The following is a 12,025-nucleotide window of genomic DNA, read 5'->3' on the forward strand; positions in this document are numbered from 1 at the left end:
GGCCTCCGGAGGGGGGTGTCCGGACTGCTCGATCGCTAGAACTCCTACGCTTTACGTCCGGACACCCCCCTCCTGCGGCCCCGGCCCCCTCCCGTGGGTGAGTCCTAGCCCACGTCCGCGTGGGCGCGGGTGGGGGTGTTGTGCGGGCCGGTGTCGCGTCCCTGGCGTGGGGGCCCGGCCCCTTCCGGCCGGTGGTCGGGAGCACCCCATCCGGGCGGCTGGGGTGAAGGGGGTCGTGCAGGGGTGGTGTCCGGAGCGTAAAGCGTGATTTGCGGCGCATGTCCGGGTCCACCTCGCGTCAGAGGAGCACGCGCCGTAAATCGTGCAGCGCAGGACACGACCCCGGAACGGCCCCCGGCGACCACCGCAACCAAGACCGGTCACCCCGAACCGCGCCGAACGGCGACACCGCCCCCGGCGACCACCGCAACCAAGACACGTGAACCCCGAACCCCGCCGGACGGCGAGACCGCCGGACGGCGACCCCGGCGACGCTCAGCCCGTCCTTACGTTGCGCCACGCCGACGGCACATGCCTCGCCACGTCGTACGCCGACACTGGTGCTCCCCTCGACGCCAGGCGCGCCGCCAGGCCGTGGAGGTACGCGCCCACCGACGCCGCGTCGCGGGGGGACAGGCCCGTGGCCAGGAGGGAGCCCGTGAGGCCCGAGAGGATGTCGCCGCTGCCCGCCGTCGCCAGCCACGGGGTGCCCGTCGGGTTCACCCGGACCGGGACGCCCTCCTCCGGCGAGGCGATCAGCGTCGTCGAGCCCTTGAGCAGGACCGTCGCACCGAAGCGGGACGCCAGTTCCCGTACCGCGGACAGGCGTGACGCTTCGACCTGAGAGCGGTCCGTGCCCAGCAGGGCCGCCGCCTCGCCCGCGTGCGGGGTCAGGACCGTCGGGGCCGTACGGGCGCGGACCGCCGCCGGGTCCAGGTCATGGAGGCCGTCCGCGTCGATCAGGACCGGTACGTCCGAGGCCAGCACCTCGTCCAGGCCCGGACTGTCGCCGAGGCCAGGACCCGCCGCCCACGCCTGGACGCGGCCCGCGCGGGACGGCGGGCCCTCGTGGACCAGGGCCTCCGGGAAGCGGGCGAGCACCGCGTCGCGGCCGGGGCCCACGTACCGTACGGCGCCCGCGCCGCCGTGCAGGGCGCCCGCGACGGCCAGGACCGCGGCGCCCGGGTAGCGGGCGGAGCCCGCCAGGACGCCGAGGACGCCGCGGCGGTACTTGTCGCTCTCCGCCGAGGGTTCCGGCAGCAGCACCGCCACGTCCGCGTGCTGGAGCGCTTCCACGTCGGGCACGGACGGCAGGTGCGGGCCGAGGCCGATGTCGACGAGCTGGACGGCCCCCGCGTACTCGTGCGCCGGATCGATCAGCAGGCCCGGCTTGTACGCGCCGAAGGTCACCGTCGCGTCCGCCCGTACCGCCTCGCCCGTCACCTCGCCGCTCGCCGCCTCCACGCCGCTCGGCAGGTCGACGGCGACGACGACGGCGTCCGAGCCGTGCGCCGCGCGGGCCACGGGGACGGCGTCCGGGCGCAGCCCGCCGTGGCCGCCGATGCCGGTGATGCCGTCCAGGACGAGGTCGGCGGAGGCCAGTACGTCGAACGGGTCGTCGGCGACCCGGCCGCCCGCGCCGCGCAGGGCGGCGAGGCCCGCGGTATGGACCCGGTCGGGGGCCAGCAGCACCGCCGTGACGGCGGCGCCGCGCCCCGCGAGCCGCGCACCGGCGTACAGCGCGTCACCGCCGTTGTCGCCGCTGCCGACGAGCAGCACGACGCGGGCGCCCCGCACCCGGCCCAGCAGCCCCGCGCAGGCCGCGGCGAGGCCTGCCGCTGCGCGCTGCATGAGCGCGCCTTCGGGGAGGCGGGCCATCAGCTCGCGCTCGGCTGTCCGAACTGTCTCCACGCTGTACGCAGTACGCATGGGTCAACCCTCCGCGATCAGCCGCCGCCACGCCAGTCTCACTCGGGGGTCCAGGCGACGACCAGGTCCAGCAGACCGGGGAAGCGGTCGTTGAGGTCGTCGGTCCGTACGTGGCTGCGGCGCTCCAGACCGTACTGGCGCTGTCGGATCAGGCCCGCGTCCCGCAGCGCGCGGAAGTGGTGGGTGAGCGAGGACTTCGGCCGGTCGAGGCCGAACCAGCCGCAGGTGTGGTCGAACTCCGAGCGCTCCAGGAGGAGTTTGCGCACGATTCCGATCCGCAGCGGGTCGCTCAGGGCGCCCAGCACGGTTTCCAGGCGCAGTTCGGCCGCGGCCGGTTCGGGCAGCGCGGCCGGCAGGTCCGGCGGGGCCGGGATGGCGGGCATGGGTCCTCCTCCGCTGGTACGGGTCCGAGCGTACGGCGCGTCGAAGCGCCGCTCTGCGACACTGGGCGGGATGACCGGAACGACACCAATCACGCAGCGCGGCAGAGCCAGCGCCGAGATCGATCTCGCCGCTCTGCGCGGCAATGTGCGCGCTCTGCGCGCCCGCGTCGGGCCGCGTACCGCGCTCATGGCGGTCGTGAAGTCCGACGCGTACGGACACGGCATGGTGCCCAGCGCGCGCGCCGCGCAGGCGGCCGGCGCCGCCTGGCTGGGGACGGCGACACCGCACGAGGCGCTGGCGCTGCGGGCCGCCGGAGTCGGGGGGCGGCTGATGTGCTGGCTCTGGACCCCCGGCGACCCCTGGCGCGAGGGCATCGAGGCCGACCTGGACATGTCCGTGAGCGCGATGTGGGCGCTGCGCGAGGTGGTGGCGGCGGCGCGTGCGGCCGGGCGGCCCGCCCGTATCCAGCTCAAGGCCGACACCGGGCTCGGTCGCAACGGCTGCCAGCCCGCTGACTGGCCGGAACTCGTCGGCGCCGCGCTCGCCGCGCGTGCGGCGGGCGAGGTGGAGGTGACCGGGCTGTGGTCGCACTTCGCGTGCGCCGACGAGCCGGGCCACCCGTCGATTGCCGCGCAACTGGACGTGTTCCACGAGATGATCGGCTACGCGGAGAAGGAGGGCGTCGAGCCCGAGGTCCGGCACATCGCCAACTCGGCCGCCACCCTGACCGTCCCGGAGTCGCACTTCGACCTCGTACGGGCCGGCATCGCCACGTACGGCATCTCGCCCAGCCCCGAGCTGGGCACCTCGCGCGACTTCGGGCTGCGCCCGGTGATGACGCTCGCCGCTTCCGTCGCGCTGGTGAAGCGGGTGCCGGAGGGACACGGCGTCAGCTACGGGCACACGTACCGCACGGCGGGCGAGACGACGCTCGGACTCGTACCGCTCGGGTACGCCGACGGCATCCCCCGGCACGCCTCCGGGCGCGGGCCCGTGCTCGTCGGGGGTGCCTGGCGGCGGGTGGCCGGGCGGGTCGCCATGGACCAGTTCGTGGTCGACATGGACGGCGACACGGTCGAGGCGGGCGCGCCCGCCGTGCTGTTCGGACCCGGCGACGACGGCGAGCCGACCGCCGAGGACTGGGCGGAGGCCGCGCAGACCATCGCGTACGAGATCGTCACCCGGATCGGCGCGCGGGTGCCGCGGGTGTACGTGAACGAGGATCCCGTGTGATCGCGCTCGGGTGAACCACCGCACGGAGGGGAAGACAAGGCAGGACAGCGAGGAGCGGCACGGTGAGCAAGGGAAGCGCGGTGGAGGACGCGGCTGCTGTCGCGGCCGCCACGGTCACGATGTCGAGGGACGCTGCCGCCGGCAACTGGAGCAGGGCGGGCGTGGCCGGCGTCGCCATAGGCGTGATCGCCGCAGGCGCTGCCGCCGGTATCGCGATGGACCGCCTCGCCGTGGGCCGCGGCATGCGGCGGAAGGCGCGGATCGCGCTGGACGCGACGGGCCCGTACGGCGCGCTGCGCGGCGCCCCGGGCAAGGCCGTCGCCGACGACGGCACGCGGCTCTACTACGAGACCGACGAGCTGGACGACCTGCCCGACCCGGCCGCCGAAGCACCCCGTAAGCGGCGGCTGTTCGGCCGCAAGGCGCCCGCGCCCGTCACGGTCGTCTTCAGCCACGGCTACTGCCTCAACCAGGACTCCTGGCACTTCCAGCGCGCCGCGCTGCGCGGTCTCGTCCGTACCGTCCACTGGGACCAGCGCAGCCACGGCCGTTCGGGGCGCGGGGTCGCCCAGAGCGGGCCCGGCGCCGTGCCGGTCACCATCGAGCAGTTGGGCCGCGATCTGAAGGCCGTCATCGACGCGGCGGCGCCCGAGGGGCCGCTGGTGCTGGTCGGGCACTCGATGGGCGGGATGACGATCATGGCCCTCGCCGACCAGTACCCGGAGCTGGTGCGGGAGCGGGTCGTCGCTGTCGCCCTGGTCGGTACGTCGAGCGGGAAGCTCGGCGAGGTCAACTACGGGCTTCCGGTGGCCGGGGTGAACGCCGTACGGCGGGTGCTGCCCGGGGTGCTGAAGGCGCTGGGCTCGCAGCCGGAGCTGGTCGAGCGCGGCCGGCGGGCCAGCGCGGATCTGTTCGCCGGGCTGATCAAGCGGTACTCGTTCAGCTCGAAGGACGTGGATCCGGCCGTCGCGCGGTTCGCGGAGCGGATGATCGAGGGCACCCCGATCGATGTGGTCGCCGAGTTCTACCCGGCCTTCGCCGACCACGACAAGACCGGGGCGCTGGCGGAGTTCCGCGACGTGCCCGCGCTGGTGCTGGCGGGCGAGAGCGACCTGGTGACGCCCAGTACGCACAGCGAGGCCATCGCCGACCTGCTGCCGGACGCCGAGCTGGTGCTCGTGCCGGACGCGGGCCATCTGGTGATGCTGGAGCACCCGGAGGTGGTCACGGACCGGCTCGCGGACCTGCTGACCCGGGCCGGGGCGGTGCCCGCCGGGGCTAACGTTGACCCCCATGGAAGCACCGCACGGCCCGGCGGCTGACGCCGGCACCACCACCGCACACACCCTCACCGTCGATTCGCCCGAGCTGATGGCCGCGTTGGGCCGCGCCCTGGCCGCCGTGCTGCGCCCCGGCGACCTCGTCATGCTCACGGGTGAACTCGGCGCGGGGAAGACGACGCTCACCCGGGGGCTCGGCGCCGGGCTCGGGGTGCGGGGCGCCGTCACCTCCCCCACCTTCGTGATCGCCCGCGTCCACCCGTCGCTGACCGGCGGGCCCGCGCTGGTGCATGTCGACGCGTACCGGCTCGGCGGCGGACTCGACGAGATGGAGGACCTCGACCTCGACGTGTCGCTGCCCGATTCCGTGGTGGTGGTGGAGTGGGGCGACGGCAAGGTGGAGGAGCTGTCCGACGACCGGCTGCATGTGGTCATCGACCGGGTGGCGGGCGACACGGACGACGAGCGCCGCCAGGTCACGCTGACCGGGTACGGCAGCCGCTGGGCGGAAGCGGAACTCGCCGCGCTGGTGCGGCCGGGCCGCTGATTCACCCCGCCGCTTACCCTTCGGGGGAAGATTCCGACAAGACGTCGGTAAAATGTTGCGCGCGCACGTCCTGGCGTGTTCACATGGTTGGAGAGACATGGTTAGGTCTACCTAACCAGGCCTGCCCCCGGAGCCCCAGGAGGCATCCATGCCGGCGCCAGACAGCGAACCGCGCACGCCGCGTCGCCCGCAGCCGTCGGACGTGTCGATGAAGGACCTGCTGGCGGCCTGCGCGGCTGCTTCGGCCGTTTCGACACCGCCCGACGAGCCGTCCGCCGTGTCGGCCCTGGCCGAACGGGAACGGGCCGGGGCGCGGCTCGACGCCGCGTAACCGCGCCCGGGGTTACGGCGTCACGGGACGACGACGACCTTCGACGTGACGGTCGTGAACGACCACAGCGCGTCGCCGTCCGCCCGCTTCATCCGGACCCCGCCGGTCTTCGACGTGGGATCCGGGGTCGGCATCGTATTGTCCAGCGCCGCGCTGAATCCGACCGTCGCCCCGTCCACCGTCGCGAACCGCACCACGTGCTCGATCGGGACACCGTCCGAGCCGGCGGTCTGTCCGGTCCGGCTCGTCACCGCGTACGCGCCGGGCTTCGGGTTGATCGTGCTCGGCATGACGGGGAAGGTCCGCTGCGCCTTGCCGCTCGCCGACACGAGCCACACCCGGCGGGCCTTCAGCGCGTACACGACCCGCTTGCCCGTGCCCGACTTGGCCGGGACGACCAGCGGGTCGGGCTTCTTGACGGGGGAGCCGGACGGGCCTGGGGCCGCCGCACTCGGCGCTGCGGGCTTCGCCAGGCTGTCGGGTACGTTCGCCGACGCCTGGTAGGCGAGGAAGCCCACGGCGGCGAGAGCCGCAGCGGTGAGCCCGGCCACGATTCCCGAGCTGCGCTTGGGCACCTTGATCCACCTCTCGTACGTATGACTGCCTGGTGACGGTAGCAGCAGCCGGGTGACGCTCAGGGGCGCCGTGCCTGGCGCTCAGGAGCCGTAGGCTGTTTGCGTGCTTCTGCTTGCTGTCGATACCGCCACACCAGCCGTGACCGTCGCCCTCCACGACGGCACGTCCGTCATCGCCGAGGAGAGTCAGGTCGACGCGCGCCGCCACGGCGAGCTGCTGCTCCCCGCCGTCGACCGGGTGCTCGCCGGCGCCGGGATGCGGCTCGACGCCGTGACGGATGTGGTCGTCGGCGTCGGACCAGGACCGTACACGGGCCTGCGCGTGGGGCTCGCCACCGCCGTCACCTTCGGCTCCGTGCTCGGCGTTCCGGTGCACGGGCTGTGCACGCTGGACGGCCTCGCGTACGCGGCGGGGCTCGAAGGCCCGTTCGCCGTCGCGACCGACGCGCGCCGCAAGGAGGTCTACTGGGCGCGGTACGCGGACGCCCGTACCCGTACCGGCGAACCGGCGGTCGACCGCCCTGCCGACCTCGCGGAACAGCTCGCCGGGCTGCCCGTCGTGGGCGCCGGCGCGCTGCTCTACCCGGACTCCTTCCCCGACGCCCGCGCCCCCGAGCACCAGTCGGCGGCGGCGCTCGCCGCGCTGGCCGCCGAGCGACTGGCGGCGGGCGGGGAGTTCCTGCCGCCGCTGCCGCTCTACCTGCGCAGGCCCGACGCGCAGGTCCCGAAAAACTACAAGGTGGTCACCCCGAAGTGACCGATACCGAGCGCCCGTCCGTGCCGTTGCGCGAGATGCGCTGGTGGGACATCGAGCCCGTACTGACCCTCGAACACGAGCTGTTCCCCGAGGACGCCTGGTCCACGGGCATGTTCTGGTCGGAGCTGGCCCACGCGCGCGGCCCGCACGCCACCCGGCGCTATGTCGTCGCCGACGACGGCGAGCGCATCGTCGGATACGCGGGCCTCGCAGCGGCCGGCGGGCTCGGCGACGTCCAGACGATCGGTGTCGCGCGCGACCACTGGGGCGGCGGTCTCGGCGCCCGGCTGCTCACCGACCTGCTGCAGCACGCCACCGCGTTCGAGTGCGAGGAGGTGCTGCTCGAAGTGCGGGTCGACAACTACCGCGCGCAGAAGCTGTACGAGCGCTTCGGCTTCGAGCCCATCGGCTTCCGGCGCGGCTACTACCAGCCGGGCAATGTGGACGCGCTCGTCATGCGCCTCCATATGCAAGGACTCCACATACAAGGAACTGAGAACCATGGCTGACGAACCTCTCGTCCTCGGCATCGAGACGTCCTGCGACGAGACCGGCGTCGGCATCGTGCGCGGGACGACCCTGCTCGCCGACGCCGTCGCCTCCAGCGTGGACGAGCACGCCCGGTTCGGCGGAGTGGTGCCCGAGGTCGCGTCCCGGGCCCATCTGGAGGCCATGGTCCCCACCATCGAGCGGGCCCTGAAGGACGCCGGGATCTCCGCCCGCGACCTGGACGGGATCTCCGTGACGGCGGGTCCCGGGCTCGCCGGGGCGCTGCTGGTGGGCGTATCGGCGGCGAAGGCGTACGCGTACGCGCTCGGCAAGCCGCTCTACGGCGTCAACCACCTGGCGTCGCACATCTGCGTCGACCAACTGGAGCACGGGCCGCTGCCCGAGCCGACGATGGCGCTGCTGGTCAGCGGCGGCCACTCGTCGCTGCTGCTCGCGCCGGACATCACCGCCGACGTACGGCCGCTGGGCGCGACCATCGACGACGCGGCGGGCGAGGCGTTCGACAAGATCGCGCGCGTGCTGCAGCTCGGCTTCCCCGGCGGCCCGGTGATCGACCGGCTGGCCAGGGAGGGCGACCCGGCGGCGATCGCGTTCCCGCGCGGTCTCACTGGCCCGCGCGACGCGGCGTACGACTTCTCGTTCTCCGGCCTCAAGACGTCCGTCGCGCGCTGGATCGAGGCGAAGCGGAAGGCCGGCGAGGAGGTTCCGGTACGGGATGTGGCGGCGTCGTTCCAGGAGGCGGTCGTCGACGTGCTGACCCGCAAGGCGGTCCGCGCCTGCAAGGACCAGGGCGTCGACCATCTGATGATCGGCGGCGGTGTCGCCGCCAACTCCCGGCTGCGGGCGCTGGCGGCCGAGCGCTGCGAGCGCGCCGGCATCCGGCTGCGGGTGCCGCGGCCCGGACTGTGCACGGACAACGGGGCGATGGTCGCGGCGCTCGGCGCCGAGATGGTGGCGCGGGGGCGGGCGGCCTCCGACTGGGACCTGTCGGCGGACTCGTCCCTGCCGGTGACGGAGACGCACGTACCGGGCCACGAGCACGCTCACGACCATCTGCACGAGCTGAGCAAGGACAACCTGTACACATGACGGTCGCCCTGATGTGGGAGGCGAAGGCGGCGCCCGGCCGGGGCGCCGAGCTGCTGGCCTGGGTGCGTGCACTGGAGCGCCCCTCTCCGCCGCCGCTGCGCAGCGAAGTGCTGCGCGCGCCGCAGGACCGGGTCCTGGTCCTCACCTGGTGGGACGCCCCTTACGACGCGGAGCTGCCCGAACTGCCCGAGCCGGCCGACGACTTGGTGGCGCGGGCGGTGCACAGGTGGCGGTTCGAGACGGTGGACTGACGCGGGAGCGAAAATATCCTCCGGCGTGTGTCGAAGCGAGCGGCTCCCGATCGACGTAAGGGTGAGAGGCGGGGAACAGCCCGCCCGCCCAGCACATCGAGGAGTCACCATGCCGCGCTTTCTGTCCCTGATCCGCAACGACGAGAACAACCACCCCGCGGGCGGCCCGAGCGACGCGCTCATGGAGGGCATGGGCAAGCTGATCGAGGAGATGACCGAGGCGGGCGTCATGCTCGAAACCGGCGGCCTCCTGCCGACGTCGAAGGCGGTACGCGTGGGGCAGCGCGGCGGCCGTGTCGGCGTGACGGACGGGCCCTTCACCGAGACGAAGGAGGTCGTCGGCGGCTACATGATCCTGCGCGCGGACGACTTGGCGGAGGCGGTGGCGTGGTCTCGGCGGTTCGTGGAGCTGCATGAGTCGGAGTGGGAGATCGCTTGCGAGGTCCGCGAGATCGTAGGCGGCTGAGGCTGTCGCCGTCGGGGTCTTGGTTGCGGTCCGCTTATCTGGTTCCGGGGTCCGGGGCCTCCGGAGGGGGGTGTCCGGACTGCTCGATCGCTAGCGCTCCTACGCTTTACGTCCGGACACCCCCCTCCTGCGGCCCCGGCCCCCTCCCCCCGGTGGGTCCCGGTCTCAGCGCCCGCGTGGGCGCGGGGGTGTGGGTGCGTGCGGGCCGGGGCCGCGTCTCTGTCGTGGGCGCCCGGCCCCTTGCGGCCGGTGGCCGGGAGCACCCGATCCGGGCGGCGGGGCTGAAGGGGGTCGTGCAGGGGTGGTCTCCGGAGCGTAAAGCGTGATTTGCGGCGCATGTCCGGGTCCACCTCGTGTCAGAGGAGTACGCGCCGTAAATCGTGCAGCGCAGGAGGCCACCCCGGAACGGCCCCCGGCGACAACCGCAACCCAGACCGGTCACCCCGCCGGACGGCGGCACCCCGCCGGACGGCGAAAGGCGTCAGCTCGTCGCCAAGTCGTCCGTCGCCGCCCGGCCCGCGTCGACCGTCCGGCGCAGGAAGTCGGCCAATACCTCCAGCTCGCCGTCGGCGTACTCCGCGCAGATCGAGTCCATCGCGCTGTTCATCCCCGCGTAGAGCCCGAACAGTTCCCCCGTGCGGTCGCGCAGCGCCCGTACCAGGACCGCCCGCCGGTCCGACGCGTCACGCTCGCGCGCGATCCAGCCGCCGCGCTCCAGCCGGTCGAGGATGCCGGTCATGGTCGCCGGATGCAGACCGGCGCGGCGCGCCAGGGAGCTGGGGCCGATCGGTCCGTGCCGGGTGATCAGGTCAAGGCAGTCCACGTCGACCTCTTTGAGGTCCAGCCGGGCGCCGACCCGGTTGTTCAGCAGCGAGAGCTGGACGCTCAGCTCCCGGAGCGACTCCTTCACCGAGACCCCGAGCCGCCTGCGGCTCCGCGCGCCCTCGGTCTCCGCTGATTCTACGGAACTCATATGATATTCTCCACGTAAGATATGGACTCCATGGACCAGGGTACCCCGAGGGGTGCCTGGAGAGGTACGCCATGATCTTGATTACTGGAGCGACGGGCAACGTCGGCCGCGCGGCGGTCGACCTGCTGCTGGCCGCGGGTGAGCAGGTCACCGCGGTCACCCGCGATCCGGCCGGGGCGGCCCTGCCGGCCGAGGCGCGGGTGATCGGCGGCGATCCGTCGCGGCCCGCGACCCTCGCGCCCGCGCTGCGCGGTGTGGGAGCGATCCTGCTCAGCCCGCGCGCGGTCGGCTCGGCCGCCGCCGAACTGCTGGCGCTCGCCGCCGACGCGGGGGTACAGCGGGTGGTCGTGCTGTCGGCGGTCACTGTGGAGTACGGCGGTGGCTACCGGCGGTTCGCCGAGGGGTTCAAGGCGGTGGAGACCGCCGCCGAGGCGTCGGGACTGGCGTGGACGCATCTGCGCTGCGCGGACTTCGCCGCGAACTCCCTCGTCTGGGCGCCGCAGATCCGTACGACCGGAGTGGTCCGGGGGGCGTACGGAGCTGCGGCGACCTCGGCGATCCACGAGCGGGACATCGCCGAGGTCGCCGCGCTGGCGCTGACCGGCGAGGCGCACGCGGGGCGTGCGTACGCCCTCACCGGACCTCGGTCGCTCAGCCAGCGCGACAAGGTCGCCGCCATCGGCGCCGCGCTCGGCAGGGAGGTGTCCTGGGAGGAGGTCCCGCCCGACCGGGTCAGGGAGGCGATGCTCGCCCAGGGTGTCGAGGAGAACGTGCCGGACCGGATGCTCGGCTATCTCGCCGCGTGCCTGCGCGAGCCGGGTCCGGCGACGGACACGGTCGAGCGGCTGCTCGGCCGCCCCGCGCGCACCTTCGCCGACTGGGTGGCCGACCACGCCGACGCGTTCCGGCGCGCCGTGCTCACCTCGCGGCGGGCGCAGGGCGTCGGGGACCCCGCGTAGGACACGACCGGCCCCGCTACTGTCATGTCCCATGATCAACCGCCGTCCGCTGCCGCCACCCCCGTACGAGCTGTCGGCCGTGGCCGACGACGCGACGGACCTCCTGCCCGAGGACGACGAGGCCGTCGTCGAGGCGCGGGGTGCGGCGATGCTGGAGCTGGCGACCCGGGGGCTCTCCGTGTGGCGGCTGCTGGCGCTCTGGCTGGCGGCCGGGGTGGCGGTGCTGGGCTGGGCGGCGCTGGGGCTGGCGAGTGACAGCTTCGAGCAGGGCGGTCTCGGGGCGCTGTCCGGACTGATCGGGCTGTTCCTCGGGGCGCTGTTCCTGCTGCCCGCCTCGATCGGCATCGCGATCTGGGTGAGCACGGGCCGCGAGATACGCGACCGGCTCGACGACTGGGCCGATGTCGGCCCCGATCCCGTCACCGACGAGCGGCTGCGGCTGGAGCGCCGCTGCACCGGCTGGCTGCTGTCGTCGGCCGCGCTCTGCGCGCTCGGGGTGTGGACGTTCCTGCATAAGGGCGGCGCGACAGAATCGGTCACCGTCGGTCAGATGTTGTACGCGTACGGTCTCGCCGCGACCGTCCTGCTGGCGGGGGTTCTGGGCTTCGTCCGGGCGGCCGGACATCTGCGCTGGTCAGGGCGGTTGCTGCGGCCGGAGTCGATACGAGGCAGGGGCGGCGCCCATCGCTGAGGCGGTTCCTACCGTGTCCGGCCTATCCTGGAGTGGGAACGCATGCGCCA

At 73.5% G+C, this 12,025-nt stretch carries 15 protein-coding genes; 11 read left to right on the top strand and 4 right to left on the bottom strand.

Annotation, left to right across the window (positions count from 1 at the left end):
- Positions 1-495: 495 nt before the first annotated feature.
- Positions 496-1,929 (bottom strand): NAD(P)H-hydrate dehydratase, encoded by a 1,434-nt coding sequence (locus ACZ63I_RS21185; RefSeq protein ID WP_469340535.1) that lies wholly within the window; start codon positions 1,927-1,929, stop codon positions 496-498.
- Positions 1,930-1,967: 38 nt separating this feature from the next.
- Positions 1,968-2,312, bottom strand: coding sequence for an ArsR/SmtB family transcription factor (locus ACZ63I_RS21190; RefSeq protein WP_469340536.1), 345 nt, complete (start codon positions 2,310-2,312; stop codon positions 1,968-1,970).
- Between the two features lie 70 nt (positions 2,313-2,382).
- Here ACZ63I_RS21190 and alr point away from each other — a divergent pair, with 70 nt between their 5' ends.
- From alr to ACZ63I_RS21210, 4 genes are all read left to right on the top strand, one after another.
- A complete protein-coding gene (gene alr / locus ACZ63I_RS21195) occupies positions 2,383-3,546 on the top strand; it encodes an alanine racemase (protein ID WP_469340537.1) in 1,164 nt (387 codons plus the stop codon).
- A 119-nt stretch (positions 3,547-3,665) separates the two neighbouring features.
- Positions 3,666-4,868, top strand: a complete 1,203-nt coding sequence (locus ACZ63I_RS21200) for an alpha/beta fold hydrolase (RefSeq protein WP_469340866.1) — start codon at positions 3,666-3,668, stop codon at positions 4,866-4,868.
- On the top strand, positions 4,840-5,373 hold the full coding sequence (gene tsaE, locus ACZ63I_RS21205; protein ID WP_469340538.1) for a tRNA (adenosine(37)-N6)-threonylcarbamoyltransferase complex ATPase subunit type 1 TsaE: 534 nt from the start codon (positions 4,840-4,842) through the stop codon (positions 5,371-5,373). Before ACZ63I_RS21200 ends, tsaE begins: the two co-directional genes overlap by 29 nt.
- Positions 5,374-5,521: 148 nt before the next feature.
- Entirely contained in the window at positions 5,522-5,704 is a 183-nt protein-coding gene (locus ACZ63I_RS21210) for a hypothetical protein (RefSeq protein ID WP_469340539.1), read from the top strand.
- A gap of 20 nt (positions 5,705-5,724) precedes the next feature.
- Here the strand turns inward: ACZ63I_RS21210 and ACZ63I_RS21215 are convergent, their stop codons facing one another.
- Entirely contained in the window at positions 5,725-6,279 is a 555-nt protein-coding gene (locus ACZ63I_RS21215) for a hypothetical protein (RefSeq protein WP_469340540.1), read from the bottom strand.
- A 103-nt stretch (positions 6,280-6,382) separates the two neighbouring features.
- Between ACZ63I_RS21215 and tsaB the strand changes: the two genes are divergently transcribed.
- From tsaB to ACZ63I_RS21240, 5 genes are all read left to right on the top strand, one after another.
- On the top strand, positions 6,383-7,036 hold the full coding sequence (gene tsaB, locus ACZ63I_RS21220) for a tRNA (adenosine(37)-N6)-threonylcarbamoyltransferase complex dimerization subunit type 1 TsaB (protein ID WP_469340541.1): 654 nt from the start codon (positions 6,383-6,385) through the stop codon (positions 7,034-7,036).
- 35 nt (positions 7,037-7,071) lie between these two features.
- Positions 7,072-7,545 carry a ribosomal protein S18-alanine N-acetyltransferase gene (rimI, locus tag ACZ63I_RS21225; RefSeq protein WP_041995335.1) on the top strand — a complete coding sequence of 158 codons (474 nt, stop codon included), beginning with the start codon at positions 7,072-7,074 and terminating at the stop codon, positions 7,543-7,545.
- On the top strand, positions 7,538-8,635 hold the full coding sequence (gene tsaD / locus ACZ63I_RS21230; RefSeq protein WP_469340542.1) for a tRNA (adenosine(37)-N6)-threonylcarbamoyltransferase complex transferase subunit TsaD: 1,098 nt from the start codon (positions 7,538-7,540) through the stop codon (positions 8,633-8,635). The genes rimI and tsaD overlap by 8 nt, the downstream gene beginning before the upstream one ends.
- Positions 8,632-8,886, top strand: a complete 255-nt coding sequence (locus ACZ63I_RS21235; RefSeq protein ID WP_469340543.1) for a hypothetical protein — start codon at positions 8,632-8,634, stop codon at positions 8,884-8,886. The genes tsaD and ACZ63I_RS21235 overlap by 4 nt, the downstream gene beginning before the upstream one ends.
- A 109-nt stretch (positions 8,887-8,995) precedes the next feature.
- The gene (locus tag ACZ63I_RS21240; RefSeq protein ID WP_469340544.1) at positions 8,996-9,352 is read left to right on the top strand and encodes a YciI family protein; all 357 of its coding nucleotides are present in this window, start codon (positions 8,996-8,998) and stop codon (positions 9,350-9,352) included.
- Positions 9,353-9,833: 481 nt separating this feature from the next.
- Here the strand turns inward: ACZ63I_RS21240 and ACZ63I_RS21245 are convergent, their stop codons facing one another.
- On the bottom strand, positions 9,834-10,325 hold the full coding sequence (locus ACZ63I_RS21245; RefSeq protein ID WP_469340545.1) for a MarR family transcriptional regulator: 492 nt from the start codon (positions 10,323-10,325) through the stop codon (positions 9,834-9,836).
- Positions 10,326-10,396: 71 nt separating this feature from the next.
- Between ACZ63I_RS21245 and ACZ63I_RS21250 the strand changes: the two genes are divergently transcribed.
- Together ACZ63I_RS21250 and ACZ63I_RS21255 are read left to right on the top strand one after the other, a co-directional pair.
- Complete coding sequence (locus ACZ63I_RS21250) at positions 10,397-11,284, top strand: NAD(P)H-binding protein (protein WP_469340546.1); 888 nt, start codon at positions 10,397-10,399, stop codon at positions 11,282-11,284.
- 31 nt (positions 11,285-11,315) lie between these two features.
- Positions 11,316-11,975 (top strand): hypothetical protein, encoded by a 660-nt coding sequence (locus ACZ63I_RS21255; protein WP_469340547.1) that lies wholly within the window; start codon positions 11,316-11,318, stop codon positions 11,973-11,975.
- Positions 11,976-12,025: the final 50 nt, after the last annotated feature.

Source organism: Streptomyces sp. NPDC087906, assembly GCF_055584925.1.

Bases quoted from the DNA above. Each gene is read 5' to 3' on its own strand.
- ACZ63I_RS21250 (WP_469340546.1), top strand. From the start codon at position 10,397: ATGATCTTGATTACTGGAGCGACGGGCAACGTCGGCCGCGCGGCGGTC.
- ACZ63I_RS21185 (WP_469340535.1), bottom strand. From the start codon at position 1,929: ATGCGTACTGCGTACAGCGTGGAGACAGTTCGGACAGCCGAGCGCGAG.
- ACZ63I_RS21210 (WP_469340539.1), top strand. From the start codon at position 5,522: ATGCCGGCGCCAGACAGCGAACCGCGCACGCCGCGTCGCCCGCAGCCG.
- ACZ63I_RS21245 (WP_469340545.1), bottom strand. From the start codon at position 10,325: ATGAGTTCCGTAGAATCAGCGGAGACCGAGGGCGCGCGGAGCCGCAGG.
- alr (WP_469340537.1), top strand. From the start codon at position 2,383: ATGACCGGAACGACACCAATCACGCAGCGCGGCAGAGCCAGCGCCGAG.
- tsaE (WP_469340538.1), top strand. From the start codon at position 4,840: ATGGAAGCACCGCACGGCCCGGCGGCTGACGCCGGCACCACCACCGCA.
- ACZ63I_RS21235 (WP_469340543.1), top strand. From the start codon at position 8,632: ATGACGGTCGCCCTGATGTGGGAGGCGAAGGCGGCGCCCGGCCGGGGC.
- ACZ63I_RS21255 (WP_469340547.1), top strand. From the start codon at position 11,316: ATGATCAACCGCCGTCCGCTGCCGCCACCCCCGTACGAGCTGTCGGCC.
- ACZ63I_RS21190 (WP_469340536.1), bottom strand. From the start codon at position 2,312: ATGCCCGCCATCCCGGCCCCGCCGGACCTGCCGGCCGCGCTGCCCGAA.
- rimI (WP_041995335.1), top strand. From the start codon at position 7,072: ATGCGCTGGTGGGACATCGAGCCCGTACTGACCCTCGAACACGAGCTG.
- ACZ63I_RS21240 (WP_469340544.1), top strand. From the start codon at position 8,996: ATGCCGCGCTTTCTGTCCCTGATCCGCAACGACGAGAACAACCACCCC.
- tsaD (WP_469340542.1), top strand. From the start codon at position 7,538: ATGGCTGACGAACCTCTCGTCCTCGGCATCGAGACGTCCTGCGACGAG.
- ACZ63I_RS21200 (WP_469340866.1), top strand. From the start codon at position 3,666: ATGTCGAGGGACGCTGCCGCCGGCAACTGGAGCAGGGCGGGCGTGGCC.